23 protein-coding genes are annotated in these 25,735 nt (G+C 73.5%); 11 read left to right on the forward strand and 12 right to left on the reverse strand.

All coding sequences use genetic code 11. The annotated features are described in order from the left end of the window. Positions 1-69 precede the first annotated feature (69 nt). Positions 70-1,236 (reverse strand): pyridoxal-phosphate-dependent aminotransferase family protein, encoded by a 1,167-nt coding sequence (locus tag CP982_RS05775; RefSeq protein WP_150509491.1) that lies wholly within the window; start codon positions 1,234-1,236, stop codon positions 70-72. A 212-nt stretch (positions 1,237-1,448) separates the two neighbouring features. On the opposite strand from CP982_RS05775, the gene CP982_RS05780 reads away from it, so the two are divergent. The 3 genes from CP982_RS05780 (at position 1,449) to CP982_RS05790 (ending at position 4,555) form a co-directional block, all read left to right on the forward strand. Continuing rightward, on the forward strand, positions 1,449-2,207 hold the full coding sequence (locus tag CP982_RS05780) for an IclR family transcriptional regulator (protein WP_150509492.1): 759 nt from the start codon (positions 1,449-1,451) through the stop codon (positions 2,205-2,207). Between the two features lie 327 nt (positions 2,208-2,534). Beyond that, the gene (locus CP982_RS05785; RefSeq protein ID WP_150509493.1) at positions 2,535-3,932 is read left to right on the forward strand and encodes an SLC13 family permease; all 1,398 of its coding nucleotides are present in this window, start codon (positions 2,535-2,537) and stop codon (positions 3,930-3,932) included. A 98-nt stretch (positions 3,933-4,030) separates the two neighbouring features. Beyond that, on the forward strand, positions 4,031-4,555 hold the full coding sequence (locus CP982_RS05790; protein WP_229878864.1) for an NUDIX domain-containing protein: 525 nt from the start codon (positions 4,031-4,033) through the stop codon (positions 4,553-4,555). Here the strand turns inward: CP982_RS05790 and CP982_RS05795 are convergent, their stop codons facing one another. The 3 genes from CP982_RS05795 to CP982_RS05805 all read right to left on the reverse strand — a co-directional run bounded on the left by CP982_RS05795 (position 4,556) and on the right by CP982_RS05805 (position 7,149). Next, positions 4,556-5,368: an alpha/beta fold hydrolase gene (locus CP982_RS05795; protein WP_150509494.1), complete on the reverse strand. Its 813-nt coding sequence runs from the start codon at positions 5,366-5,368 to the stop codon at positions 4,556-4,558. It abuts the gene before it with no gap. Positions 5,369-5,446: 78 nt separating this feature from the next. Further along, entirely contained in the window at positions 5,447-6,070 is a 624-nt protein-coding gene (locus tag CP982_RS05800; RefSeq protein ID WP_150509495.1) for a cysteine hydrolase family protein, read from the reverse strand. Positions 6,071-6,156: 86 nt separating this feature from the next. Continuing rightward, positions 6,157-7,149: a GlxA family transcriptional regulator gene (locus tag CP982_RS05805; RefSeq protein WP_150509496.1), complete on the reverse strand. Its 993-nt coding sequence runs from the start codon at positions 7,147-7,149 to the stop codon at positions 6,157-6,159. A 398-nt stretch (positions 7,150-7,547) separates the two neighbouring features. On the opposite strand from CP982_RS05805, the gene CP982_RS05810 reads away from it, so the two are divergent. The 4 genes from CP982_RS05810 to CP982_RS05825 are packed head-to-tail and all read left to right on the forward strand — an operon-like array spanning position 7,548 to position 11,496. Beyond that, positions 7,548-8,699, forward strand: a complete 1,152-nt coding sequence (locus CP982_RS05810; RefSeq protein ID WP_150509497.1) for an LLM class flavin-dependent oxidoreductase — start codon at positions 7,548-7,550, stop codon at positions 8,697-8,699. Further along, positions 8,696-9,685 carry an amino acid ABC transporter permease gene (locus CP982_RS05815; protein ID WP_150509498.1) on the forward strand — a complete coding sequence of 330 codons (990 nt, stop codon included), beginning with the start codon at positions 8,696-8,698 and terminating at the stop codon, positions 9,683-9,685. The genes CP982_RS05810 and CP982_RS05815 overlap by 4 nt, the downstream gene beginning before the upstream one ends. After that, complete coding sequence (locus tag CP982_RS05820) at positions 9,682-10,452, forward strand: amino acid ABC transporter ATP-binding protein (protein WP_278192599.1); 771 nt, start codon at positions 9,682-9,684, stop codon at positions 10,450-10,452. The genes CP982_RS05815 and CP982_RS05820 overlap by 4 nt, the downstream gene beginning before the upstream one ends. Before the next feature lie 54 nt (positions 10,453-10,506). After that, positions 10,507-11,496, forward strand: a complete 990-nt coding sequence (locus CP982_RS05825; RefSeq protein ID WP_150509499.1) for an ABC transporter substrate-binding protein — start codon at positions 10,507-10,509, stop codon at positions 11,494-11,496. 25 nt (positions 11,497-11,521) lie between these two features. Here the strand turns inward: CP982_RS05825 and CP982_RS05830 are convergent, their stop codons facing one another. After that, complete coding sequence (locus CP982_RS05830; RefSeq protein ID WP_150509500.1) at positions 11,522-11,980, reverse strand: nuclear transport factor 2 family protein; 459 nt, start codon at positions 11,978-11,980, stop codon at positions 11,522-11,524. Positions 11,981-12,081: 101 nt separating this feature from the next. Between CP982_RS05830 and CP982_RS05835 the strand changes: the two genes are divergently transcribed. Continuing rightward, positions 12,082-12,636 (forward strand): TetR/AcrR family transcriptional regulator, encoded by a 555-nt coding sequence (locus CP982_RS05835; protein WP_150509501.1) that lies wholly within the window; start codon positions 12,082-12,084, stop codon positions 12,634-12,636. A 57-nt stretch (positions 12,637-12,693) separates the two neighbouring features. Here CP982_RS05835 and CP982_RS05840 read toward each other — a convergent pair whose 3' ends face one another. Together CP982_RS05840 and CP982_RS05845 are read right to left on the reverse strand one after the other, a co-directional pair. Beyond that, a complete protein-coding gene (locus CP982_RS05840) occupies positions 12,694-13,668 on the reverse strand; it encodes a hypothetical protein (protein ID WP_150515338.1) in 975 nt (324 codons plus the stop codon). 329 nt (positions 13,669-13,997) lie between these two features. Then, positions 13,998-15,170 carry an epoxide hydrolase family protein gene (locus CP982_RS05845; RefSeq protein ID WP_150509502.1) on the reverse strand — a complete coding sequence of 391 codons (1,173 nt, stop codon included), beginning with the start codon at positions 15,168-15,170 and terminating at the stop codon, positions 13,998-14,000. Between the two features lie 361 nt (positions 15,171-15,531). Between CP982_RS05845 and CP982_RS05850 the strand changes: the two genes are divergently transcribed. Beyond that, positions 15,532-16,338: an arylamine N-acetyltransferase family protein gene (locus CP982_RS05850; RefSeq protein WP_150509503.1), complete on the forward strand. Its 807-nt coding sequence runs from the start codon at positions 15,532-15,534 to the stop codon at positions 16,336-16,338. Positions 16,339-16,469: 131 nt separating this feature from the next. Continuing rightward, the gene (locus CP982_RS05855) at positions 16,470-17,708 is read left to right on the forward strand and encodes a tyrosine-protein phosphatase (RefSeq protein ID WP_150509504.1); all 1,239 of its coding nucleotides are present in this window, start codon (positions 16,470-16,472) and stop codon (positions 17,706-17,708) included. 12 nt (positions 17,709-17,720) lie between these two features. On the opposite strand, the gene CP982_RS05860 is transcribed toward CP982_RS05855, so the two are convergent. The 3 genes from CP982_RS05860 to CP982_RS05870 form a co-directional block, all read right to left on the reverse strand. Continuing rightward, on the reverse strand, positions 17,721-18,431 hold the full coding sequence (locus CP982_RS05860) for a fused DSP-PTPase phosphatase/NAD kinase-like protein (protein ID WP_229878865.1): 711 nt from the start codon (positions 18,429-18,431) through the stop codon (positions 17,721-17,723). Positions 18,432-18,640: 209 nt separating this feature from the next. Next, positions 18,641-19,558, reverse strand: a complete 918-nt coding sequence (locus CP982_RS05865) for a hypothetical protein (RefSeq protein WP_150509505.1) — start codon at positions 19,556-19,558, stop codon at positions 18,641-18,643. Beyond that, positions 19,555-21,726, reverse strand: coding sequence for a PEP/pyruvate-binding domain-containing protein (locus CP982_RS05870; protein WP_150509506.1), 2,172 nt, complete (start codon positions 21,724-21,726; stop codon positions 19,555-19,557). Before CP982_RS05870 ends, CP982_RS05865 begins: the two co-directional genes overlap by 4 nt. A 357-nt stretch (positions 21,727-22,083) precedes the next feature. On the opposite strand from CP982_RS05870, the gene CP982_RS05875 reads away from it, so the two are divergent. Continuing rightward, positions 22,084-22,818, forward strand: a complete 735-nt coding sequence (locus tag CP982_RS05875) for a class I SAM-dependent methyltransferase (RefSeq protein ID WP_170316375.1) — start codon at positions 22,084-22,086, stop codon at positions 22,816-22,818. 25 nt (positions 22,819-22,843) lie between these two features. Here the strand turns inward: CP982_RS05875 and CP982_RS05880 are convergent, their stop codons facing one another. Further along, a complete protein-coding gene (locus CP982_RS05880; protein WP_150509508.1) occupies positions 22,844-23,188 on the reverse strand; it encodes a hypothetical protein in 345 nt (114 codons plus the stop codon). Between the two features lie 201 nt (positions 23,189-23,389). After that, positions 23,390-25,612, reverse strand: a complete 2,223-nt coding sequence (locus tag CP982_RS05885) for an MMPL family transporter (protein ID WP_150509509.1) — start codon at positions 25,610-25,612, stop codon at positions 23,390-23,392. Between the last annotated feature and the right edge of the window lie 123 nt (positions 25,613-25,735).

Genomic DNA, 25,735 nt, shown 5'->3' on the forward strand with positions numbered 1-25,735 from the left:
GGCGAGGGGCGTACGGGGTTCGGGGGTGGCGCGGTGGCGCCTCAGGCGGTGCGGCTCGGGCGGGCGGCCTCAGGCGGTGCGGAGGTGGTCGAGCGCCGCGGCCAGGCCGTCGGGCCCGACCGGGATCCCGGCGAGCTCCAGGCCCATCTGCACCCCGGCGAGGGTCCCGGCGAGGGTGAGGTCGTTGAAGTGACCGAGGTGGCCGATGCGGAAGACCTTGCCCGAGAGCCGCCCGAGCCCGGTGCCGAGCGACATGTCGAACCGCTCCAGGACGATCTTCCGTACGGCGTCGGCGTCCTGGCCGTCCGGCAGGAGCACGGCGGTCAGCGATCCGGAGTGCTCCCGGTCATCGGCGCACAGCACCTCCAGTCCCCAGCCGCGCACGGCCGCCCGGGTGGCGGCGGCGTGCCGGTCGTGCCGGGCCCAGACCTGTGCGAGGCCTTCCTCCGCGAGCATGCGCAGGGCTTCCTCCAGGCCGTAGAGGAGGTTGGTGGCGGGCGTGTACGGGAAGAACCCGGCGGCGTTCGCGTCCAGGATCGGCGCCCAGTCCCAGTAGGCCTTGGGCAGCCGGGCGGTGCGGGACGCCTCGATCGCCTTGGGGCTGACCGCGTTGAAGCCGAGGCCCGGCGGCAGCATGAGCCCCTTCTGCGAGCCGGTCACGGTCACGTCGACGCCCCACGCCTCGTGGTGATACTCGATCGAGGCGAGCGAGGAGACGGTGTCGACCAGGAGCAGGGCGGGGTGCCCGGCCGCGTCCAGGGCGGCGCGGATCTCCGGCACGCGGCTGGTGACGCCGGTCGAGGTCTCGTTGTGCACCACGCAGACGGCCTTGAAGCGGTGGGCGATGTCGGCGGTGAGGAGGTCGGCGGCGGCCTCGGGCGAGGCGCCGTGGCGCCAGTCGCCGGGCACGAACTCGACGTCAAGGCCGAGGGTTTCGGCCATGTCCCGCCACAGGCTCGCGAAGTGGCCGGTCTCGAAGCACAGCACGCGGTCGCCCGGGCTGAGCGTGTTGACCAGCGCGGCCTCCCAGGCGCCGGTGCCCGACGAGGGATAGACGACCACCGGGGACGTCGTGTCGAACACGGGCTTGAGTCCGTCGAGCACGCGACGGGTGAGCTCGGCGAACTCGGGGCCCCGGTGGTCGAGGGTGGGCGCGGCCATGGCGCGCAGAACGCGGTCGGGAACGTTGGTGGGTCCGGGAATCTGCAGGAAGTGACGGCCGGTCCTGACGGTCATCGCGCTAATCTCCCCTCCACGCTTGTGCCGTGAGGTGGCACAGCGTATCGTGATGCGGCACAGTGGAGCATAGGGGCGACGATCGACGGCGGTCAACGGTGCTGCCGCACAACGCCGTTGGGGTCTGCCGACGCGCTGCCGATGCGCCACTCTGGAAGCGGCCGACGCGGCACTCACCGAGCGGGCCGACACGAGACCTCCGGGGGGAACCCATGCAGAACGTCCTCAACACCCTGCGCGTCCTGGAGGAGTTGGCGACGCGCCAGCCCGTCGGCGTCGCCGAGCTCGCGCGGGCCATGGACCTGCCGAAGAGCACCGTCCAGCGCGCGCTCGGCACCCTGCGCACCGCGGGCTGGATCAGACAGACCGGCACCCCGCCCACCCGCTGGACCCTCACCACGAAGGCGCTGCTCGTCGGCCGGCAGGCCACCGGTGAACTGGGCCTGCGGGACGTGGCGGTGCCGGTGATGGAGGAGCTGCGCCGCGCCACCGACGAGACCGTGCACCTGGCGGTGCCGGAGGGCGAACGGGTGGTCCTGGTCGAGCGCCTGGAGACGACGCAGCCGGTGCGGATCGTGCTCCCGCTCGGCCAGCACCTCTCGGGCCACGCGTCCGCCAACGGCAAGGCCATCCTCGCGGCCCGCACCCCCGAGGCCGTCGAGCGGTACGTCGCGGACGGCCTGACCCGGTTCACCGAGGCGACGATCGACGACCCGGAGGCGCTGCGCGCCGAACTGCGCGCGATCCGCGCCCGCGGCTACGCGCTCAACGAGGGCGAGTGGCGCGCCGACGTCGCGGCGGTGGCCGCGGCGATCCTCGGCCCGGACGGCACGCCCGCGGCCAGCATGAGCATCAACCTGCCCGCCGGCCGCTGCGATCGGAAGCGCCTCGAAGAGCTGGGAGTTCACGTACGAGCGGCGGCCCGCGAGATCAGTACGGCACTCGGGTACGAGGAGCCCCGCACGGCCTGAGCGCCCCACGAGCGAGGAGCCGGCACCCCGGGAGCGATGCGCCCGCACCCCCTTGACGGGCCGTGACACCCGTCACATACTCGCCAACGTCGCCCTGCGAGTTCCGCATAGCGGAACTCAGAGTCCGTGCTGCGGATATTCGGGCCCGGTGTGCCCGTCACTTCACCACGCCCTACGACACCCTTCACGCCCTCCTACGACCCACGACGCTCCAGCACGCCCCACCCGGATCCCTCGGGCCTCCACAGGCTCCGGGCCCCGTCCGCATGCCCCCGCACCTGACCCTCCACCCGCTACTCGGCCGCAGTCCGAAGGCGAGGACGTGTCATGACAGACCATCTCATCGCGATCGGCGCACTGGTGCTCATCTTCGCCGTCGCCACGTTCACCTCCGTCCATATGGGAGCGCTCGCGCTCGTCGCGGCGTTCGCCGTCGGCTCCACCGTCGCCAGCGAGAGCGCGGACGACGTCTTCGGGGGCTTCCCCGGGGACCTCTTCGTCGTCCTCGTGGGCGTCACCTTCCTGTTCGCCGTCGCGAAGAACAACGGCACCATCGAATGGCTCGTGCACGCCGCGACCCGGGCCGTGGGCGGCCGTATCGCCCTCATCCCCTGGGTCATGTTCCTCATCACCGCCGCGCTCACCGCGGTCGGCGCGGTGGTGCCCGCGGCGGTGGGCGTCATCGCCCCCATCGGCATGAGCCTGTGCGCCCGTTACCGCATCCGCCCTCTCCTGATGGGCCTCCTCGTGGCCAACGGCGGCTGCGCGGGCGGCTTCTCGCCCGCCAGCGTCTACGGCTCCATCACCAACGGCGTGGTCGAGCGCAACGAGCTGCCGAGCAGCCCCGGGCTGCTGTTCGCCATGACGTTCCTGTTCAGCGTGGCGCTCAGTGTCGTCGCGTACTTCATGTTCGGCGGGCGGCAGTTGCTCGGGCGGCGCGCGCAGGACGCCGAGGTGACGGACGGCGGCGCGGTGGCCGGATCATCCGGTCCCGGCGCATCGACCGGCCCCGCCGGGCCCGGCGGGGCCTCGGCAGGGCCCGTCGGCGCCGCGCCCGCGGGGACGGCGCCCGCGGGCGGCACCGCCACCGCGACCGTCGCCCTGGCGAAACCGACCCTGGCGCCCGGCCTCGACCTCTCCCGCTCCCTGACGCTGCTCGGACTGCTCGGCATGGTCGCGGGCGCGCTCTTCTTCGAGTGGAACGTGGGGCTCATGGCCTTCACCGTCGTGGTCGTCCTCACCCTGGTCGACCCCGACGCCGCCAAGGGAGCCGTCGACCGCTGCGCCTGGTCCACCGTGCTGCTCGTCTGCGGCGTCGTCACCTTCGTCGGGGTCATGGAGCGCATGGGCACCATCGAGTGGCTCGGCGACAGCGTCGCCAAGATCGACTCGCCGCTCCTGGGCGCCCTGTTGATCTGCGTGGTCGGCGCCGTGGTCTCCGCCTTCGCCTCCACCACGGGCATCCTCGGCGCGCTCATCCCCCTTGCCGTCCCCTTCCTGATGGACGGTCAGGTCAGTGCCGTCGGCCTGATCATCGCCCTGGCCATCTCGTCCTCCGTGGTCGACTCGTCGCCGCTGTCCACCAGCGGCGCCCTGGTCACCGCCAACGCACCCGAGGAACAGCGCCCCCAGATCTTCAACTCCCTGATGCGCTGGGGCATGTCGATGACCCTGGTCGCCCCGCTCGCGACGTGGGCCCTGTTCGTGATCCCCGGGCAGGCCTGAACGAAGAGAGCGCGTCGAGCGCGCTTCCGGGGCCCCGGAAGCGCGCTCGACGCGCTCCCGCCAGGAGCGCTCGGGCTTATCCTCGACGGTCTGGCGCCGTGAGCGTCAGCCCGCACGCCGAAAGGAACGGCACCACGATGCCCGCCGCGCACCTGCGTCACTCCGTCCGCGCGCTCGTGCTCGACGAGCAGCAGCGCGTCCTGCTGTGCAGGTGCGTCCTCCCCGAGGCGGTCGTCTGGATCGCTCCGGGCGGCGGCATCGAGGAGGGCGAGACTCCGCGCGCCGCGCTGCGCCGCGAGGTGCGGGAGGAGGTCGGGTTGGCGGTCGAGGGGACGCCGCCCCACGTCTGGCACCAGGAGATCGTCGCGCCCGGCCACGCGGAGGGCTACGACGGGGTGATCAATGACTACTTCCTCGTCCGCACGCGCGCCTTCCGTCCCCACGGGGCGCTGTCGGAGGCGGAGTTGGCCGCCGAGAACCTCGCGGGATTCCGCTGGTGGCGGCTGGACGAGATCGAGGGCTACCGCGGCCCCGATTTCTTCGGCCCCTCCGGCATGGCCGCGCTGCTGTCCGCTCTCCTCACCGGCGGCGTCCCGGACCGGCCCGTGCTCGTCGGTCCGTGATCAGCGGACGGTCGTACGCTCGCCGGAAGCGCTCGGGCCGGGCGCCGCGCGCAGGAAGTCCAGGAGCAGCGCGGTGATCTCCGCCGGGCGCTCCAGGGAGGGCAGATGGCCCGCCCACGGCAGCTCCTGGTGGCGGGCCAGGGGCAGGAGGTCCGGGAGTCCGGCCGCGATCTCCCGGAAGTCGGGCACATCGTGGGCGCCGCCGACGGCGAGCGTGGGGGCGGTGACCGCCCGCAGGTCGAGCGCGGGCTCCGGGAGTTCGTGGTCGGCCTCCTCGCCCTCAGGGTGCGCGGCGAACCAGTGGGCGAAGTTCTCCCGCTGCATCAGGGTCACCAGCTTCCTGGTCTTCCGGTCGGCCTCGGGACCCAGCCACGTACGCGCGTTCAGGGACGCGGCGGCGTCCAGTTCCCCCTCGTCCAGGAGGCCCTGCTCGGCGGCGTCGAAGGCCTGGAGCAGCGGGCTCGGCTCGTGTCCGGGGCGGCCCGCGCAGAGCAGCGCGAGCGCGGTCACCCGCCCCGGGTGCAGCGCGGCGATCCGCAGCGCGACCCGGCCGCCGTACGAGGAACCCACGAAGGCGGCGTTGCCGACGCCCAGGGAGTCGAGCAGCGCCAGGACGTCGCCCTCGTCGGAGTAGGGCTCCGTCGCCGCCGGGGACCGGCCGCAGCTGCGGAAGTCCGCGCGGACGACGCGGTGCCCGGCCTCGGCCAGCGGGCGCCACTGCGGCTCCCACATCCGGCGGTCGCAGACCGATGAGTGCAGCAGGACCAGTGCGGGGCCATCGGCGGGGCCGTCGACGTCATGGGAAATGATCACGCCCGCATCCTGGCAGAACGGCCCCGGTCCGCCGAAGGGGTTTTCGGCGGACCGGGGGTGTGCGGGACGGCGGCGGGGTCAGTCGCGGAGGTCGTCCACGGCGGGGACGACGAGGCCGAACAGGTCGGTGACGGTGGTCAGGGCGGCGGACTGAAGGGCGGCGGCGGGCAGGACCGCACCGTCGGGGGCGGTGAGCGCCCGGGTGGCGGTCGTCTCGGCGACGACGGTGGGCCGGTAGCCGAGGTGGAAGGCGCCCTGGGCGGTGAAGGTGACGCACATGTGGGTCATGAACCCGGCGAGCACGAGGTCACGGCCCTCGCCCGGCTCGACGCCCGCGGCGCGCAGGGCCTCCTCCAGGTCGGTGGCGTGGAAGGCGTTGGGGAACTGCTTGACCACGACCGGCTCACCGGCGACGGGAGCGACCTCGTCGCTGATCGACCCGATGTGGGCGCGGATGTCGTACGGGGTGTCCTCGCCGCCGTCGTTGACGATGTGGACGACCGGGATGCCCGCGGCGCGGGCGCGCTCCAGGAGCCGGGCGCCCGCCGCGACGGCCTTCTCGGCGCCGTCCAGGGTCATGACACCGGTGCGGTAGGTGTTCTGGAAGTCGATCATTATCAGGGCCGAACCGCTCAGCCGGGGCGGCTCGTTGTCCAGGCCGATCACGTCGCGCAGGGTCGTGGCGGGGTGGCTGGTGCTCATCAGGGAGCCTTTCCTCGGGTTTTCGGGCAGGGCGGGGCCTCGGCCCGGCGTCCGTGCCGGTGGATGGGGTGGGAAGGGGGAAGCGGTCAGGCGGACTTGGTGCGGAAGCGGCGGCGGTAGGCCGCCGGGGTGGTGGCCAGCTGTCGCCGGAAGGCCCGGTGCAGGGTCTCGACCGAGCCGAGCCCGGCGGCGGCCGCCACCTGGTCGAGCGGGCAGTCCGTGGTCTCGAGGAGCCGCCGGGCCACCTCGATGCGGACTCCCTCGACGTAGGCGGCGGGGCTCGCGCCCGTCTCCTGGGTGAAGACGCGGGCGAAATGCCGCTCGCTCAGACACATCCGGGCGGCCAGGGCCCCCGCGGACAGGTCCTCGTCGAGGTGGTCGGCGATCCACAGGCGCAGCTCGTCGATGTCCCTGCGGCTGCTGCCCGAGCGGCGCAGCGGCACGGAGAACTGGCTCTGGCCGCCCTGCCGTTTGAGGTAGACCACGAGCTGCCGGGCCACCGCGAGCGCGGTCTGCTCGCCCTGGTCCTCGGCGACCAGGGCGAGGGCGAGGTCCAGGCAGGCGCTGATGCCCGCCCCGGTCCACAGCCGGCCGCGGTCGGCCCGGACGAAGATGGGGTCCGGGTCGACCGTGACCTCCGGGTGGTCGGCGGCCAGCTGGGCCGCGGTCGACCAGTGGGTGGTCGCCGTGAGGCCGTCCAGGAGCCCCGCCGCGGCCAGGAGGTGGGCACCCACGCACACGGACGCCACCCGCCGTGCGTGCGGAGCGGTGGCCTTCACCCACTCCACGACGGTGGTGTCGATGCGGGCCACGGGCCCGTCGTCGGTCATGTCGACCGCGCCCGGCACCAGCAGGGTGTCCACCTGGTCGCCCACGTCGTCGAAGGCCACGTCGGTGAGCAGCCGTACCCCGGCCGACGTCCGGACCGGTCCCGCGGTCGGTCCCGCGAGGCGGACCCGGTATCCGGCGCGGCCCGCCGTCTCCCGGTTGGCCAGCGCGAACACCTCGGCCGGGCCGGTGACGTCGAGGAGGTCGACATCGGGGAAGACCGCGATGACGACCCGGTGGGGAAGGGGCATGTCCTTATGCTCACCCGCGCCACCGATGACCGCAATGACGATTCCCTGTCACATCCGGACACGCGGCCGAGGAGGTCCGTACCGGCGCTACGCCCGTGTGAACGGCGTGTGGCAGCGCTCCGACAGCGTCCCGGGCCCCGTTGACGACGCCGAAAGTCCGGTGCTCAACTGTTCGCATGCCGTCCTCGCAGCCGCTGGTCTCGCGCGAGCACATCGACCTCTGTCGGGTGTGCTCCGCGGTGTGTCCTGGCGTGGGCGCCCTGCGCGGCTGATCGGCCCTCCGGGCCTCGTCCCTCATGCGCCGGACGGGCTCCGCGCTCTCCCGCACCGACCTTCCTCGGCCGCGCCGCGCCCGCACGAGCGCGCCGGTTCGCTCATCCACGTACGAAAGGCCTGTCATGCCTGTGGAGTTCCTCGGCATCGCCGCGACCAACGACGGGTCGGAGGTCCGGCCGCGCTCCGGTGCCGCCTTCGACAAGCAGTACACGCTGCGGCTCGCCCGGGCCCACGAGGACCACGGCTGGGACCGGGTGCTCTTCGCCTACGGCTCCGGCTCCCCGATCCCCGCGGCCGCCGCCGGGTACCTCGCGGCGAAGGTCGAGTCGTTGCAGATCCTGCTCGCGCACCGGCCGAACGTGTCGTACCCGACGTACGCGGCACGGACGTTCGCGACGCTCGACCAGGTCAGCGACGGGCGGCTGACCGTCCACTTCATCACCGGCGGCAACGACCACGAGCAGCGCCGCGAGGGCGACACGCTGGGCAAGGACGAGCGCTACGCCCGCACCCGCGAGTACATCGAGATCGTCAAGAAGGTGTGGACGCGGCGCGAGGCCTTCGACCACGAGGGCGCGCACTACCGCTTCCAGGACTTCGTCAGCGACGTCTTCCCGGTGCAGGAGCCGCACCCGGGCGTCTCGTTCGGCGGTTCGTCGCCCGCCGCCTACGCGGCGGGCGGGGCCGAGGCGGACGTCTACTGCCTGTGGGGCGAGCCGCTCGCCGAGACCGCGCAGCAGATCGAGGAGGTCACCCGGGCGGCCCGCGCGGCGGGGCGCACCGACGTGCCGCGCATCCAGGTGGCGTTCCGGCCCATCATCGCGCCGACCGAGGACCTGGCCTGGGAGAAGGCGCACCGCACGGTGGGCGCGATCCGGGAGCACCGCGCGGGCGGGCAGACCCCGGCGCGGCGCCGCTCCCCCGAATCGCCGGAGAACACCGGCTCGCAGCGGCTCGTCGCCATCGCCGAGCAGGGCGAGCGCTTCGACCGCGCGCTGTGGACGCCGACCGCGGCCGCCACCGGCGGCGCGGGCAACTCCACCGCCCTGGTCGGCACCCCGGAGACCGTCGCCCAGGCGCTGCTCGACTACTACGACCTGGGCGTGGACATCCTGTCCGCGCGCGGCTACGAACTGCTCGACGACGCCGTCGACTTCGGCCGGTACGTCATCCCGATCGTCCGCGAGGAGGTCGCCAAGCGCGACCGCGAGCGGGCCGAGCGCGGGCCGCGGACGCTGGAGCGCACGCTGAGCTCACTGGCGGTGGCGGGATGACGTCCGCCGCCCCGCCCTCCCCGAAGGCCGCCGCGCTCCCGGCGGGCGACGCCGGGCCCCGGGCCGCCGCCGAGCCGAAGGTCGTCCCGGCCCGGCACTACTGGCGCTGGGCCGCGGGAGCCGCGGTGCTCGTCCTGGCCGCCCAGTTCGCGCACGGGCTCGTCACCAACCCGGCCTGGGAGTGGGAGGTCTTCTTCCGCTATCTGACCGCCGACAGCGTGCTGCGAGCGGTCTGGGTGACCCTCCAGCTGACCGTGTACGGCACGGCGCTGGGCTTCGCCCTCGGTCTGGTCGTCGCCCTGATGCGCCTCTCGCGCAGCCCGCTGCTCTCCGGTGCGGCCTGGCTGTACGTCTGGGCGTTCCGCTCCATCCCGCTGATCGTGCAGCTGCTGTTCTGGTTCAACCTGGCCTATCTGTACGAGGAGTTGGGCATCGGCGTCCCGTTCGGGCCCGTGGTGTGGAGCTTCGGCACCATGCACCTGGTCGGGGCGATGTCGGCGGCCGTCATCGGGCTCGCGCTGCACCAGGCCGCGTACGCCGCCGAGATCCTGCGCGGCGGCTTCCTCGCCGTCGAGCCGGGCCAGTTGGAGGCGGCCGCCGCGCTCGGCATCCCCCGGCACCGGCAGCTGCGCCGGATCGTGCTGCCCCAGGCGATGCGCTCGGTCCTGCCGAACGCCGCGAACGAGATCGTCTCGCTGTTCAAGGGCACCTCCATCGTCTCGGTGATGGCGATCGGGGAGCTGTTCTACCAAGTGCAGGTGATCTACGGCCGCAACGGCCGGGTGGTGCCGCTGCTGATGGTCGCCACGGTCTGGTACATCGTCCTGACCACGCTCCTTTCCGTCGTCCAGTACTACGTGGAGCGGCACTTCGCGCGCGGCGCGGACCGCACTCCCCCGCCGACGCCGCTCCAGCGCGCCCGTGCCTTCGCGCGCGCCTTCAAGGCCTCCTCTCACCATCTGACACCCCTCTGGGAGAAGCGATGAGCACCGCCCCCGTGATGGTCGACGTCCGCGGCGTCCACAAGAGCTTCGGCGCGCACGAGGTGCTGCGCGGCATCGACCTCCAGGTGCGCGCCGGTGAGGTCACCGTGGTCATCGGCCCCTCCGGCTCCGGCAAGTCCACGCTCCTGCGCGCCATCAACCACCTGGAGAAGCTCAGCCGGGGCTCGGTCAGCATCGACGGCGAGCTGGTCGGCTACCGGCGGCGCGGCGACAAGCTGTACGAGCTCAAGGAGCGGGAGATCCTGCGCCAGCGCACCCGGATCGGCTTCGTCTTCCAGAACTTCAACCTCTTCCCGCATCTGACGGTCCTGGAGAACATCACCGAGGCGCCCGTCTCGGCGCTGCGCCGCCCGAGCGCGGAGGCGAAGGGCCGGGCGCGGGCCCTGCTCGACCGGGTGGGGCTCGCCGACAAGGCCGACGCCTACCCCCGGCAGCTCTCCGGCGGCCAGCAGCAGCGCGTGGCCATCGCCCGCGCGCTGGCCCTCGACCCGCAGGTGCTGCTCTTCGACGAGCCGACGTCCGCGCTCGACCCGGAGCTGGTCGGGGAGGTGCTCGACGTCATCAAGGACGTGGCCCGGGCCGGTACGACGATGATCGTCGTCACGCACGAGATCGGTTTCGCCCGTGAGGTCGCCGACACCGTGGTCTTCATGGACGACGGCGTGGTCGTCGAGCAGGGGCCGCCCCAGGACGTCCTCGACCGCCCGCGGCACGAGCGCACGCGGGCGTTCCTCTCCAAGGTCCTGTAGCCCCCGCACGTCCCCGTCCCCCGCCCTGCCGTTCCCGCCCCGAGGAGTTCCGCCATGCCCGCGCCCGTCACCCGCCGTGCCACGCTCGCCTTCGCGCTCGCCTCCGCCCTGGCCCTCACCGCCACCGCCTGCGGCGCCTCCGCCGACGAGGAGACGGGCCCGGGCGGCCCCGCGAAGCCGGGCGCCAAGGGCGCGAGGATCGATCTGAGTCCCGACCAGAAGCGCGTCAGAGCCGAGAAGGTCGACGCGATCGCCCGCCTCGTGCCGGAGCGCGTCCGCTCGCGCGGCACCCTCGAAGTGGTCGCCTCCGCGGGTTCCGTGCCGCCGCTGACGTTCTACGCCACCGACGACAAGACGGTCATCGGCGTGGAGACCGACATCGCCCAGCTGGTCGCCGACGTGCTCGGCCTGAAGGTGCGCCCGCACGCGGTCGACTGGGCGAACATCTTCGTCGGCCTGGACAGCGGCAAGTACGACGTCGGCTTCAGCAACATCACCGTCACCGAGGAGCGCAAGGAGAAGTACGACTTCGCCACCTACCGCCTGGACACCATCGCCTTCGAGGCGAGGAAGAACCGCGGGTGGAGGGTCAGGGGCCCCAAGGACGTGGCGGGCCGCGTCATCGGGGTCTCCTCCGGCACCAACCAGGAGAAGCTGCTCGTCGACTGGAGCGAGCAGAACGTGAAGGCGGGCCGGAAGGCCACCGACATCAAGTACTTCCAGAACACCAGCGACTACTACCTGGCGCTCGGCTCCGGCCGCATCGACGCCTACCTCGGCCCCCACCCGGTCGCCGCCCACCACGCGGCGAGCACCGGCAGGTCCGAGGTCATCGGCACCTTCTCGGGCGCGGGCGACCGGCTCCAGGGCAAGATCGCCGCCACCACGAAGAAGGACAACGGCCTCATCGAGGCCCTGCACAAGGCGCTCCAGCACCTCGTCGACGACGGCTCCTACCGCAAGGTGCTCGCCCACTGGGGGCTCGCCGACGAGGCCGTGCGCACCTCGGAGCTCAATCCGAAGGGGCTGCCCAGGACCGCTTGAGACCGGCCCCGCCGACCGGCTCCCGCTACTCGACGGGCAGCGGGGCGCCGCGCTCCCCCTCTCCCCGGGGGCCGAAGATGCGGCGCTCCGCCGCAGTGATCGGCACGTCGTTGATGCTGGCCTCGCGGCGGGCCATCAGGCCCTCGTCGGTGAACTCCCACAGCTCGTTGCCGTAGGCGCGCCACCACTGGCCGCTCGCGTCCCGGGACTCGTACTGGAAGCGCACCGCGATGCGGTTGCCGTGGAAGTCCCACAGCTCCTTGCGCAGCGCGTACTCCCGCTCCCGGGACCACTTGTCCCGCAGGAACTCCACGATCTCGGCGCGGCCGCTGACGAACCGGTCCCGGTTCCGCCAGACCGAGTCCTCGGTGTAGGCGAGCGCGACGCGCTCGGGGTCGCGGGTGTTCCACGCGTCCTCGGCGGCCTGGACCTTCTGCCGGGCCGTCTCCTCGTCGAACGGCGGGAGGGGCGGGCGTGCCGTCATGGCGGGCTCCTTTCGTCGTCGCCACCCAGCGGAGAACGAGCGTTCTCCAGCGACGCGCACCAGCATAGAGAACGATGGTTCTCAGCGGTAGTCTGTGGCCAATGGACAACACCGTCGCCAGGGAACAAGCGCTGGACGCGGCCGAGGGGCTCTTCTACCAGCGCGGCGTCCAGACCGTCGGCATGGACGACATCCGCGCCGCGTCGGGCGTCTCGCTGAAGCGCCTCTACCAGCTCTTCCCCTCCAAGGAGCGGCTCGTCGAGGCCTATCTGGAGCGACGGGACACGCGCTGGCGGCGGCTGCTCGCCGAGCACGTCGAGCGGCACGAGGACCCCGAGCGGCGCCTGCTCGCGGTGTTCGACCGGCTGGGCGAGTGGTTCGCCGAGCCCGGCTTCCGCGGCTGCGCCTGGATCAACTCGTACGGGGAGCTCGGCGCCACGTCCGAGCCGGTGGCCTGCCAAGTGCGCCTGCACAAGGGGGCGTTCAAGGAGTACGTGGCCTCGCTCGTGGCGGCCGCCGGGCTGCCCGGCGAGCTGGCCGAGCAGCTCTTCCTGCTCGCCGAGGGCGCGATGGTGACCGCCGGGATCGACCGCGCCCCCGGCCCCGCCGCCCACGCGGCCCGCGCGGCCGAGGTGCTGATCGCCGCCGCGCGCTGAGCACGGGGCCCGGCCCCGCCGGGCCCCGTCAGGTGATGCGTCAGTCAGGTGGTGCCGTCAGCGCGTCGGCGAGGCCTTGCGCAGCGCCGTCAGGCAGGTGCCGATGGCCTGCTGGAGCTCTTCGAGGCGCTGGACCATGTCGTCCTCGTAGATGTCGCCGAAGTCGGCGGCGTCGTCGAGGGTCAGCTCCTCGAAGACCTTCGTCGCCTTCTGGAGGCTGCTGTAGAACTTCGTCCGCCGCTCCTGGACGCGCAGTTCGGGGTCCGCCTCGACGGTCTCGGCAACGAGCGTCTTCACGGTGTCGTAGGCCTCCGCGGCCCACTCCCCGGCCTCCTCGGGCTCCAGCTCGTCGATCAGGGACAGATGCCGCTCGGCCTCCTCGCGCAGCTCGGCCGGTGCGTCGATGGTCTGCCCGGCCGGGGTCCTGACCTGGCCCTCCTCGGCGATCTTGCGGACGTACTCGATGCGGTCCGCGGCCCTGGCCTCGCCCGCGACGGCCTTCTTCAGGTCGTCGGTGCGGGCGATGTCACGCGCCAGGTCGACCTGCAGGACCGGGTCCTCCTTGACCCGGTCGAGCAGCGCGTGCCGGGCGGCCTGGGCGGTGGAGGGGTCGGCGAGGATCGCGGCGCGCAGCGCGGTGGGGTTCTCCGCGACCTCCAGGGCCTTGGTCGGGCGGATGCCCTCGGCCTCGGCGGCGGCCATGATCGCGGTGCCGCGCGCGGAGGACGCGCTGGAGCGCGGCACGTAGTAGGTGAGCCAGACGTCGGCGTCCGGAAGCTCGATCTCCTGCCCCGGCGCCAGCTCCTCGAAGTGCGGCACGAGCCCGTCGTCGGCGGCCTTGTCCCAGGCCTTGTAGAAGCGCATGACGCGCTCGGCCGAGCATCCGGCCAGCTCGCCGAACTCCTTCGCGGAGGCCTTCGGCGTCTCCGCCGCCGTCTGCCCGCCGGGCCGCACGCTGCGCGCCACCTTCAGGCCGAACGCCCAGCCGCCGGTGCGCGCGTACACCCCGAACTCGTGGGCGTCGCGCGCCACGAGCTCGCGCGCGGCCTCGTACGCGCCGTCCTGACCGGTCTCCTGACCGGTCTCCCGCGCGGCCGCCTGTCCGGTCTGCACGTCATCGCGTACGTCCAGGGGCGCGTCGGCGGCCGGAGCGGCCTCGGTCGACGGGTCAGCCGGTGCGGACGGGGCGATCACTGCGGTCACAGATAACTCTCCGAGTACGTCGTGGGCGAAAGAAACAGAACGTACAGCCTATATCGACCCGTTGCTCCGACTTTCCGCTTCCGTCCACGACACGCCCCCGACGCGCCCCAGGAGCGTCGGCACGGCCCGCCGGGGTGCGGCGGGCCGTGCCGTCGGGATCAGGCCCCGGGCCTCAGCGGGCCGAAGAACGCGCGCAGTTCGGCGGCGACCTGGTCCGGCTCCTCGTGCGCCATGAAGTGGCCGCCGCGCCGCGGCTCGCTCCAGTGCCGCAGATCGGCGAAGACGCGCTCGGCGAGGCTCTTCGGATAGCCCGCGTACCCCGGCTCGTGGCTGAGCGTGACGGCGGCGGGCACGGTGATCGGCGGCAGGCGCTTGTTCAGGGGGTAGTCGTAGTACTGCTGGAACGAGGTGCCGATGCTGCCCGTGGCCCAGTACAGCGTGGCCACGGTCAGGAGCGTGTCCCGGTCCCAGCGCCGGGAGACGTCGCCGTCGCAGTCGCTCCAGTCGCGGTACTTGTCGACGATCCAGGCCAGCAGCCCCGAGGGCGAGTCGTTCAGGGCGGCGCCGACCGTGTCCGGCCGGGTGCACATGATCTCGCTGTAGCCGCCGTCGGCGCGGTCGTACGCGGCGAGCGCGTCGAGGTACACCTGCTCCTCGGGGGTCGGCGGGTGCGCCTCGAAGTCGGCGCTCACCACGGCGGAGGTGATGTGCACCCCGGCGACGTGGCCGGGGTACAGCGCGCCGAGCCACTGGGTCACGCCGCCGCCGATGTCGCCGCCGAAGGCCCCGTACCGCTCGTAGCCCAGCGTCCCGGTCATCAGGGAGTGCCAGGCCTCGGCGACGCCCCGGCGCGTGAACGGGCCGCGCGGCGGCTCGGAGTACAGGAAGCCCGGCAGGGAGGGGACGACCACGTCGAAGGCGTCGGCGGGGTCGCCGCCGTACGCGGCCGGGTCCGCTAGGCGCCGGGCGAGGCGCAGCATCTCCACGAAGCTGCTCGGCCAGCCGTGGCTCAGCACCAGCGGCAGCGGCGCGGGCGCGCCTTCGGGGCGCTGTCCGCGCAGCCGCAGGAAGTGCAGCCGCGAGCCCGCGACGTCGGCGGTGTAGTGCGGGAAAGCGTTGAGCGCGGCCTCGGCGGCGCGCCAGTCGTAGCCGTCGGCCCAGTACGCGACGAGGTCGCGCAGAGACGCCGGGTCCGCTCCGGCCGCCCAGGGCGTCGCGCCGGACGCCGTGACGAAGCGGGTGCGGGTCAGGCGGGCCCGCAGGTCGGCGAGGACCTCGTCGGGCACGGCGACGCGGAACGGAGTGGGGGTGCTGCTCGATGTGGTGGTCATGGTTCCTTCGCTGAGGAGTGCTGCGGTGCTCGGATCGAGCGGGCGCTCCTGCACGGCGGCCGGGCGAGGGAACCGGTCAGACGGAGACGACGGTCTGACGGTCAGGCGCGGACGGCGGTCGGGAGGGCCCGGACGGTGCGGTCAGTGGTCAGATCGCGCAACGGGCTCACCTCCTTCGTCGGTCCGCACGCGGACGGTGTGGTGGACCGCGTGACCGGGCCGACTATACACAGCGATGGATCATCACCACAGGGGCCGCCGGACCCAGGACTGCCGGGGCCTCGGGCCTAGGGCGCGGGGACGGTCCGGGTCCGTCCTCGGGCCGGTGGCCCGGGCGGTCGCTGCCCGTGAGACTTGCCCCATGGACACCTCACGGACCGACGCCTATCTGCTCCGCATCGGCGCGGAGCGCCCCGCCGCCCCCACCTCGGCGGCACTGCGCGACCTGCACCTCGCCCATCTGCGCACCGTCCCCTTCGAGAACCTCGCCATCCACGCGGGCGAGGAGGTCGACCTCGTCGAGGAGGACCTCCTCACCAAGGTCGTCGACGGCCGCCGCGGCGGCTTCTGCTACGAACTCAACGGGGCCTTCGCCGCCCTCCTCACCTCGCTCGGCTTCGAGGTCGAGATGCTCCAGGCCGGCGTGTACCAGGGCGACCGGCTCGGGATCCCGTACGACCACATGGCACTGCGCGTGCGCACCGCCGACGGCGGCGACTGGCTCGCCGACGTGGGCTTCGGCAAGCACAGCCACTACCCGCTGGCCTTCGGCGAGCGCGGCGACCAGAGCGACCCCGGCGGGACCTTCCGCGTCGCCGAGACGCCGGACGGCGATCTGCGCGTCCTGATGGGCGGCGAGCCGCAGTACCTGCTCGACCCGCGGCCGCGCGCGCTCGCCGACTTCACCGGCGGCGCCTGGTACCACCGCACCTCCCCGAAGTCCCACTTCACCCGGTCCCTGGTGTGTTCGATCCTCACCGAGACCGGCCGGGCCACGCTCAGCGGAAGCAGGCTCACCGTCACGCCGCACGGGGGCGAGCCGCAGGTCACCGAACTCGCCACGGACGCCGACGTCCTGGAGGCGTACGCCACCCGCTTCGGCATCGCGCTCGACGCGGTGCCGCGCCTCGCGACGCCGGTCCGTGTCGGAGGTGTCCTTGCGACATGACATGAAGGGGGCGGGCAGGATGCGGCACGCCCGCTCCGTTGTCCAGGCTTCCCGGCCCGTTACGGCGCCCGCCGGGCCCGGTGACGTTCGTCGCGGCGTGTGCGGCACACCCGGACGTAGGCTGCCGCACTGTGAAGAGACACATACCTTTCGACCGGCTGCACAACTGCCGTGACCTAGGGGGCTACGTCACTGAGGACGGCCGTACGGTGCGGTGGGGGAAGGTGTACCGGTCGGACTCGCTGAGCAAGCTGCACGGCGCCGACTGGGAACGCTTCCTCGGCCTCGGTGTCCGCACGGTCATTGATCTGCGCTACCCCTGGGAGATCGAGGCGAAGGGCCGGGTCCCGGACCACGCGTCGTTCGCCTACCACAACCTGAGCGTCGAGCACCGCCCCTACGACCAGGCCGCCCTCGGGCCCGAGGTGGACACCGGGCGCTATCTCGCCGACCGCTATCTGGAGGTCGCCGAGGACGGCGTCAAGGAGCTGCGCCGGGCCCTCGAACTGATCGCTGAGGACGGTTCGGGCCCCGTGGTGTTCCACTGCGCGTCCGGCAAGGACCGCACGGGGCTCCTCGCCGCGCTCGTGCTCAGCCTGCTGGGCGTGGCCGAGGCCGACGTGGTCGAGGACTTCACCCTCACCGAACTCGCCACCGACCGGCTCGTCGCCGACTGGCGCGCCGCGAACCCGGGCCGCGAGCCGGTCTGGCCCGACTACGGCCGGGCCCCCGCGGACGTGATGCGCCTGTTCCTCGCCTCGATCGCCGAGCGGTACGGCTCCCTGCGCGGCTACGCCGCCCAACTCCTGGACGCCGACGAGGAGTTGGTGGCCGCGCTGCGCGCCGCCCTCCTGGAGGGGCCGGAGCTGACCTTCCGGCGGGCCGGCGCGTCCGACCTCGCCGAGCTCGTGCGGCTGCGCGACGAGGCCGCGCGCTGGCAGATCTCCCGGGGCATCGCCCAGTGGCTGCCCGGCGAGCTGGGCGAGGACCACTTCGGCGCCCGCCTCGCGGACAGCGAGGTGTGGCTGGCGACGCTGGGGCCCGACGGGCCGGTGGCGGGCGCCTTCGAACTGTGGTGGGACGACCCCGCCCCGTGGGGTCCGCAGCCGCCGACCGCCGGTTACGTGCACCGTCTGATGACGGACCGGAGCACCGCGCCCCCGCGCACCGGACGCGTCCTGCTCGCGCACGCCGAGCGCCGCATCCGCGCCGCCGGGCGGGGTCTGAGCCGTCTCGACTGCCGCTCCAACAACCCGCGCCTTCGGGCGTACTACGCGGCGGCGGGCTACCGGGAGGTGGGCGAGCTGGCGTCGAAGGACGGCGGGGTCGCGGGCCGGTACGCCGTCACGCTCATGGAGAAGCGGCTGTAGGCGACCGGAGACCTACAGCGAGGCCTTGATGCGGCGCGGCGCGTCGGCCAGGCGGCTGATCAGCGAGACCACGTCCGGGGGCTGGCGGCTGACGTCCCGGTCGGCGCTCAGCACGTAGTAGATCTGCTCCAGGGAGGGCGGGCCGACCGCGACGGTGCGCAGGGCCGCCTGGCCCGGCGTGGCCTGCCCGGTGCGGACGAGGTACGCGGCCGCCATCGAGCCGGTGCGGCCGACGCCCGCGCCGCAGTGCACGTAGACCGGGCCCTTCGCCTCGGCGACGACGCGCAGGAACCGGTCGACCTGCCTGCCGTCGGGCGTCTGTCCGTCACGGACGGGCAGCCGTACGACGTCGAGCCCGGCGCGCTCCGGCCGCGCGAGCTCCCTCGCGCTCAGATGCTCGGCGCGCAGGTCCACCACGGTGCGGATGCCGTGCGCGGCGAGTCCGCGGTAGCCGGCCTCCGTGGGCGCGGAGCCGCGCCACAGCCGGTCGTCGACCCGCTGGAAGTGGCGGACGCCGGTCATCTCCTGCTCGGCGCGCACGCGTTCGCCCGCCCAGGCCGAGACCGCGAGCACGCCGAGTGCCGTGGAGGCCCAGAAGACCGCGTAGCCGAGCACGCACAGGCCGACCAGCCTCAGCGCGCGCCGGGGCGTGGGCCGCCGGATTCTCAGGCGTGCGACGGCACGGGCGCAGGTGTCACGGACGGTAGAGGCACGGGATAACAAGCGGTCACCACCAGAGGGCGCGCGTCGGCACACCGGACTTCGGGGAGGGAGGCGCAGGCCTCGTCCAGGCTACCGGCGCCCGCGGGGCCCGGCGACCCGGTCCGCCCGCCCCACGAGTCCCTTACGCCCCATCAACTCCCTTACACCCCAGCCGAGTTCACCGACGCACCGGAGTCCGCCCGTCCGCCCTCCCTGCGGCGTGCGCGCCCTCAAGGGCCGTGCCGGGCCTGCTTCACCTGGCTCTCGCCCAGGACCTTCGCGCTCGTGCGGTGTGCCGTCGCGTCGGTGAGACAGCCGCGCAGCCGCATCAGGTCGTGCGCGGAGAGGGCGGGGCGGATCACTCCGGCCCACACGTCGCCGTCGAGGCGGGTCAGCGGCGCGTGGACGTTCAGGGCGGCGGTGGACCTGCGGCAGCTCTCCCACAGCGCCCGGGCGGCGAGCGCGCGGGCCTGCGCGCCGTCGCTGCCGCGCACCCGCACCTCGTACACCACGGTGGTCGCGGCCGCGTCCGTGGTCTTGCCGTGCCGGGTCTGGGTGGCGTCGGAGAGGGTGTCCACGAGCAGCGCGAGCAGCAGGACGGCGGCCACGGCGACACCGCTCACCACGGCGGTGCGCAGGGCGCGCGGCCGGGGCACGGCCTCGCGGTCCTCCAACTCCGGCATGCGGCCGTGCCGTTCGTCGCCGGGCGCGGCCAGGCGCGCGAGGCGCCCGGCGAGCCGGTGCTCGGCGCCGGGCCGTACGGTGGCCGCCGAGATCTTCTGCACGATCCAGGCGACGCCCGAGAGCACGGCCCCGGCCGCCATCAGGACCGGCACGAAGACATAGGTGCGGTGGGCGCCGTCCGGGGCGCCCGGCTCCAGCCAGCGGAACCGGGCGCCCTGCTCGGCCCGGGACTCCTGGAGGCGCCGCCACACCTCCTCGGCGCGCCGGCCGGATTCGGCCAACTGCCGCTCCAGGCGCCCCAGTCGGCTCAGCAGCACCGTGCCCACCAGGAGACCTTCGATGACCAGCAGGAGCACACCGCAGATGAGGGCGCGCTGCCACTCCCAGCGGGTGAGGTAGACGACGCCGTAGGTGGCGGCCGCGGCGGCGCTGAGGCCGCCGAGGAGATAGCTCACGTACTTCATGACGCCATGCCCTCCGTGTGGTCTGCGCCGCCCCGGGGCGCGGCGGACGGTGCGCCGACGGCCGCCATCCGCACCACTTCCACGGCGCCCGTGCCGCCGTCCACCGTCAGCCGGGTCCCGGCGGGGAAGCGTGCCAGGGCGTCGGGGACGCCGACGGCGGTCGGCACCTGGTACTCGCGGGCCAGCACGGCGAGGTGGGAGAGCACGCTGCCGGTCTCCGCGACGAGCCCGGTGAGGCCGGGCAGGAGCGGGGCGAGCGCCGGGTCGAGGGCGCGGACGACCAGGACCGCGAACCGGGGGCGCTCGCCGTCGCCGTGCCAGGCCGTGCCGGAGCCGAAGCCGCCGCCCGCGCCCTGCCCGTCGGTGGCCGCCCTGCGCCGGCCCGGCTCGGCCACGGGGCGGCCGTCCGCGAGGCGGAAGGCGGCGGGCAGCTCCGAGCGCTGCGGCCGCGGCAGCCGCTCGCACAGGTCGGCGGGGAGCCCCTTGCCGTCGGCCGCGGCGGTCAGCTCGGCCCAGCGCAGCAGGGCGATGCGGGCCGGGTCGTCGAGGAGTTCCGCGGCGGTCAGCCTGCGGGCCAGCTCGCGCACCATGGCGGCCTGCATCTCCTGCACCCAGCGCACGCGCAGGCGCAGCCCCTCGCGGGCGGGCAGCACGGCCGTGCCGCGCGGCACACCGGTCAGGGCGGGGCGCCCGGGCAGCGGCGGGCGCGGGCCGAGCGCGGGCGGCAGGAGCGAGAGGAGCACCGGGTGGCGGGCGATGAGGCGGGCGTCGTCGGGCTCGTCCGCGCGCGCCTCGGCGAGGACGGCGAGCGCCTCGCCGACGGCCGTGGCGCCGGAGCCCTGTCCGAGGACCGCCCCGGCCAGGGACTCCTGGGCGTGCAGCGCGGAGAGGACCGTACGCCCCCAGGAGACGGCGGCCAGCAGACGCCCGCTCAACATCTCGGCGGGGGCGGCCAGTTCGCTCAGGTACCGGTCGACGTCGGCCGTGAGGTCGAGCGCCAGGGCCGGCAGCGTCGTGCGCACCCGGCCCATCCGCCAGGCGGCGGTGGCGCGCCGGGCGGCGGGCGCCGGGTTGAGGAGGCCGAGCACGCGGCTGCCCGGCGGGGCGGCCCCCAACAGCCGCAGGTCGGCGGCCGCGCGGCCGTCGACGGTGGTCACGGGCGGCACCCGGCGCAGTCGGCGGCGCGGCGCGGCGCCCGCGATGTCCAGGGCGACCGAGAGCCCGTGCGCCATGGGGGCCAGCCACAGGTCCTCCTCCAGCGGTTGCAGCACCCCGGGGAAGGTCTCGGCGACCGGCCCCGGCCCGAGCAGGCGCGCGCGGCGCGCGGGCCGCGGGGGCAGCGCGGTGATGGGGCGGGTCTGGAACAGCCAGAGCCGGTCGTCGGCGTCGAAGGCGAACTCGATGTCCTGCGGGCCCCCGAACTCCCGCTGCGCGTCCCGCGCGAGGCGCAGGAGGCGCAGTCGGCGGCCGCGCGCGAGGAGCCGCGCGTCGCGGGGTTCGCCGGGCTCGGTGTGGACCTGGCGGCCGTGCCGGGTCAGGTGGTAACGCACCCCCTGGACACTGCCGTTCACCAGGCGGTCGGGGCCGCCGTCGACGGCGCTGATGACGACCCGGTCGCGGCGCCCCGCCATCGGGTCGGCCCCGAACATCACGCCGCCCACGCTCGCGCGCACCATCGGCTGCACGAGCACCGCCATGTCGGCGTGCGGGCCGCGCCCGGCGGCCGCGGGCGTGCGCCGCGCCGAGCGCAGCACCCGCCGCACGGCGTCGGTGAAGTCGCTCCACCCGCGCACGTCGAGCACGGTCTCGAAGAGCCCCGCGAGGGACGAGTCGGCGGCGTCCTCCCACGCGGACGAGGAGCGCACGACGAGGGGCCGCTGTCCGTCGTCGCTCAACTCCCGCCAGGCGCGCCGCAGTTCCGGCTCACTGCGTAACGGATCGGCCGGCACCTCCCCCGGCCCTCGGCGCGTCCCTGGGGCGCGGGGCTCCCCCCGGGAAGCGGATTCCATCAGCTCCGCGGGCACCAGCACGAACCCCGGAAGGACGGGCAGGCCCGCTTCCGCCGCCCGCGCCAGATGGGCCGCCTTCGCGCCCGCGAGCCGTGGATCGCGGGCGCGCCGCGCCGCGAGCCCCACCACAACCAGCCGGTCCGTCTCCACCCCGATCATGGCCTGCCTCCTTCGCCCGACCGCGCGCCCCGTCCCACCCGCGCATCCCGTTCCCGGCGCCGTTCCCCATGAGGCGAGGCGGACCGGAACGTCACCTCCCCTTTCCTCCGGGCCGGTTCGCCCAGCGGGCGAAACGCCAGGCCACGGAGGCGGGCCGGAAATCATCCAGCCCTTAGCACGGACGCGTGACCGGGCCCTGAAGTTGAGTTCAAGCCCACCCGAATTCGGCCGAGCCGTCCCCTGCCGGACGGCCGGGCGGCGTGTGCTAAGGCTTCTTCCCGGGGGATGTGCGGCGGAGGTACGGCCATCCGCCCCGCATCCGCCGCACGCTGTCAGCAGACGCAGAGAGGCGAAGACGTGACAGGCAGTCAGTTCGACGAGCTCGGGCAGGTCTACGAGGAGTCATCGGGCATGACCTTCAGGCAGGGCCTGGAGTTCCCCACGGTGCTCGGTCACCTCGGTGACATCGGAAGCCAGGACATACTCGACTTCGGCTGCGGAAGCGGGGTCTACTCCAGGCTGCTCGCGCGCCGCGGCGCGCGGCGGATCGTCGGCCTGGACGCGTCCGAGGGCATGGTCGACCACTGCCGCCGCCGGGAGGAGGACGAGCCCCTGGGCGTCGAGTACGTCGCGGGGACGCTCCCGGAGCGGCTGCACGGCGCCTTCGACACCGTGCTCGGCGTGTACGTGCTGCCGCACGCCGAGACGTACGACGCGCTCGTGGCGATGTGCGGGACCGTCGCGGCGGCGCTGCGGCCGGGCGGGCGCTTCCTGACGCTGCCCATCCACCCGGACGTCCACCCGGACCCGGACCACTACGCCCGCTACGGCTTCCGCCTGGACGTCAGCGCCCGCGAGGACGGCGCCCCGGTGGACTTCGGGTTCACCGTCGGCGAGCACAGCGCCCGGTTCACCGCCCGCTACTGGACCGCCGCGTCCCTGGAGGGCGCGCTGCGCGACGCGGGCTTCGACGCGCCCCGGTGGCGCGCGCACCAGGTCTGCGAGACCGCCGAGCCCGGCCCTGCGGACGACTTCTGGGCCCGCTACCTCACGACCCCGCACGCGGCGGTCCTGGACGCGCGCAAGGCCTGAGCGACCGCCCGGCGGCGTCGGCGGCTCAGCCCTCGCCGCCGGGCGGAGGGCCGGGCGCGCGGTGCCGGTGCGGCAGGTGCAAGGAGTGCTCGTGGTGCGGGCGCGGCGGATGTTCGGCGGCGTGGGCCCGGTCGGCGAACCCGGGCGCCATCACGTGCACGCGGCGGCCGCCGCACTGGGGGCACACCGCCGCCGCCAGCGGGGAGCGCAGGGCGTTGCCGTCCTCGTCGACGTACTCCTGGGTGGCGGGCCCCGCGGGATCGGCGGGGTCGGGGAAGAACATGACCCGGAAGCTGGACTCCCAGGTCTGCCCGCAGTCCCCGCAGGTGAAGGCGAAGGTCTCGGTGACCGGGTCGGGCTCGGGCGGCATGGGCACTCCTCGTCGTCGCTCCCCCGGCATCCCAGCCCACAGCGCCCCGCGCGGCCCGGCAACTCGAACGAGCCGGTCGGGCGGCACGGCGGGGAAACGGCCGGTGGCCCGGTGACCGTCGAGGTCACCGGGCCACCGGGCCGTGCACAACGTGCGTACGGGCCGTGCCGTCCGCGCTCTTCGCGTGCGGCGGGCGCCGCGTCAGCGCGTCGGCTGGAGTTCCCGCTCCGGGTCGGAGTAGGGGGCGCCGCCGTTGTCGCCGAGCTGCTTGTAGAGCTTCTCGCCCTCCACGTCGACGTTCGGCAGGATCTTGTTCAGCCAGCCCGGCAGGTACCAGGCGGACTTGCCGAGCAGGGCGAGCACGGCCGGGACGATCGCCATGCGGACGACGAAGGCGTCGAACAGGACGGCGGCCGCGAGGCCGAAGCCCATGGTCTTGATGATGTCGTCGTCCTCCAGGATGAAGCCGGAGAAGACGCTGATCATGATGACCGCGGCCGCGGCGACGACGCGCCCGCCGTGGGTGAAGCCGGTGACGATGGCCTCGCCCGGACGCGCCCCGTGGACGTACGCCTCACGCATGCGCGTCACGAGGAACACCTCGTAGTCCATCGCCAGACCGAACACCACACCGATCATGAAGATCGGCATCATGCTCATGATCGGGCCGGGCTGGTCGACGCCGAACACGTTCGCGAGGTGGCCCTCCTGGAAGACCGCCACGACCGCGCCGAGCGCCGCGAGCACCGAGAGCAGGAAGCCGAGCGCCGCCTTCAGCGGCACCAGGATCGAGCGGAACACCAGCATCAGGAGCAGGAAGGCGAGGCCGACCACCAGGGCCAGATACGGGATCAGCGCGTCGTCGAGGGTCTGCGAGAAGTCGATGATCGAGGCCGTCTGGCCGGTGATCAGGACCTCGGCGCCGGTCTTGGACTCAATGGTGCCGATGTCCGAGCGGATCTTCTTGACCAGCGTCTCGGTGTCGTGGTCACTCGGGCCCGTGTTGGGCGTCGCGGACAGGATCGCCAGGTCGTCGGCCTTGTTCGGCGACGCCGGGCTGACGGACACGATGCCGTCGACCTTCTTGAGCTCCTTGCCGACGTCCTTCGCGGCGGCGCCGGCGCCCTTGTCCTTGTCGACCACGATCGTCAGCGGGCCGTTGAAGCCCTTGCCGAAGGAGTCCGACAGCATGTCGTACGCCTTGCGCTGGGTGGTGTCCGGCGCGAAGGTGCCCTCGTCGGGCAGGCCGAGCTGCAGGTTGGCGGCCGGGGCGGCCACGGCGCCGAGACCGGCGATGGCGACGAGCAGCACGATCAGCGGGCGGCGCAGCACGAACCGGGCCCAGCGGGTGCCGAGCTTCGGCTTGGCGTTGGGGTCGCTGAACGGAACGCCGACGGGCTTCTTGCGGTCCTTGCGGCGCAGCGTCCTGCGGGGCGCGATGCCGAGCAGCGCCGGGATGAGGGTCAGCGCGATCAGGACGGCGATCACGACCGTGCCGGCCGCGGCGAGGCCCATCTTGGTGAGCAGCGGGATGTTCACGACGGCGAGGCCGGAGAGGGCCACGATGACGGTGAGGCCCGCGAACACCACCGCGGAGCCCGCGGTGCCGACGGCGCGTCCCGCGGCGTCCTCGGGGGTGCGGCCGTCCTCCCGCTCGGCGCGGTAGCGCGAGACGATGAACAGGGCGTAGTCGATGCCGACCGCGAGGCCGATCATCGTGGCGAGCGTCGAGGTGGTGCTGGACAGCTCGAGGGTGCTGGCGAGCGCGGTGATGCCGGAGATGCCGATGCCGACGCCGATGAGCGCGGTCAGGATCGGCATGCCCGCCGCGATCAGCGAGCCGAAGGTGATGAGCAGGACCACCGCGGAGATGCCGATGCCGATCAGCTCGGCGCTGCCGCCCAGTTCCTGCTCGGTCGGGACCGCGTCACCGCCCGCCTCGACGGTCAGGCCGTCCTTGCGGGCGTCCTTGAGCGTGTCGGTGAGCTTGTCCTTGACCTTGTCGGTCACCTCGGGCCCGGGGACCTTGTACGACACGGTCGCGTAGACGGTGGTCGAGTCCTTGCTGACCGCGCCCACCTTGAACGGGTCGTCGACCTTGGAGACCTGACCGCCCTTGGCGAGGCGGTCGACGATCTTCTCGACCTTCGCCTTGTTGCCGGCGTCGGTGATCTTCTCGCCGTCGGGGGCGCGCAGCACCACGCGGGCCGTGGCGCCGTCGGCGCTCGTCTCGGGGAACTTCTCCTCGAGGAGGTCGAAGGCCTTCTGCGACTCCGTGCCGGGCATGGAGAACACGTCGGCCGGAGCCTTGGGAGCCGAGGACGCGGCGACGCCCGCGCCGATGAAGAGCAGCACCCATATGAGCGCCATCCACCAGCGCCGTCTGAAGGCGAGACGGCCCAGTTTGTAGAGGAACGTAGCCACGGCGAACGAGACTCCCGTCGGGATTGGCAGGCAGGACCGATCCGCCGGCGGCACCGCGCCGCGCGGCAGGGTTGGGTCGGCAGGATCCACTCCATGGTGACGGCAGCAATCCACGGGGAAGTC

The organism is Streptomyces spectabilis, from assembly GCF_008704795.1.
Lineage (GTDB): Bacteria > Actinomycetota > Actinomycetes > Streptomycetales > Streptomycetaceae > Streptomyces > Streptomyces spectabilis.

Excerpts from the sequence above, each read along its gene's own strand:
- CP982_RS05850 (WP_150509503.1), top strand. The coding sequence starts at position 15,532 with ATGGACACCTCACGGACCGACGCCTATCTGCTCCGCATCGGCGCGGAG.
- CP982_RS05810 (WP_150509497.1), top strand. The coding sequence starts at position 7,548 with ATGCCTGTGGAGTTCCTCGGCATCGCCGCGACCAACGACGGGTCGGAG.
- CP982_RS05865 (WP_150509505.1), bottom strand. The coding sequence starts at position 19,558 with ATGAAGTACGTGAGCTATCTCCTCGGCGGCCTCAGCGCCGCCGCGGCC.
- CP982_RS05780 (WP_150509492.1), top strand. The coding sequence starts at position 1,449 with ATGCAGAACGTCCTCAACACCCTGCGCGTCCTGGAGGAGTTGGCGACG.
- CP982_RS05880 (WP_150509508.1), bottom strand. The coding sequence starts at position 23,188 with ATGCCGCCCGAGCCCGACCCGGTCACCGAGACCTTCGCCTTCACCTGC.
- CP982_RS05805 (WP_150509496.1), bottom strand. The coding sequence starts at position 7,149 with ATGCCCCTTCCCCACCGGGTCGTCATCGCGGTCTTCCCCGATGTCGAC.
- CP982_RS05830 (WP_150509500.1), bottom strand. The coding sequence starts at position 11,980 with ATGACGGCACGCCCGCCCCTCCCGCCGTTCGACGAGGAGACGGCCCGG.
- CP982_RS05800 (WP_150509495.1), bottom strand. The coding sequence starts at position 6,070 with ATGAGCACCAGCCACCCCGCCACGACCCTGCGCGACGTGATCGGCCTG.
- CP982_RS05870 (WP_150509506.1), bottom strand. The coding sequence starts at position 21,726 with ATGATCGGGGTGGAGACGGACCGGCTGGTTGTGGTGGGGCTCGCGGCG.
- CP982_RS05775 (WP_150509491.1), bottom strand. The coding sequence starts at position 1,236 with ATGACCGTCAGGACCGGCCGTCACTTCCTGCAGATTCCCGGACCCACC.
- CP982_RS05845 (WP_150509502.1), bottom strand. The coding sequence starts at position 15,170 with ATGACCACCACATCGAGCAGCACCCCCACTCCGTTCCGCGTCGCCGTG.
- CP982_RS05835 (WP_150509501.1), top strand. The coding sequence starts at position 12,082 with ATGGACAACACCGTCGCCAGGGAACAAGCGCTGGACGCGGCCGAGGGG.
- CP982_RS05825 (WP_150509499.1), top strand. The coding sequence starts at position 10,507 with ATGCCCGCGCCCGTCACCCGCCGTGCCACGCTCGCCTTCGCGCTCGCC.
- CP982_RS05820 (WP_278192599.1), top strand. The coding sequence starts at position 9,682 with ATGAGCACCGCCCCCGTGATGGTCGACGTCCGCGGCGTCCACAAGAGC.
- CP982_RS05785 (WP_150509493.1), top strand. The coding sequence starts at position 2,535 with ATGACAGACCATCTCATCGCGATCGGCGCACTGGTGCTCATCTTCGCC.
- CP982_RS05815 (WP_150509498.1), top strand. The coding sequence starts at position 8,696 with ATGACGTCCGCCGCCCCGCCCTCCCCGAAGGCCGCCGCGCTCCCGGCG.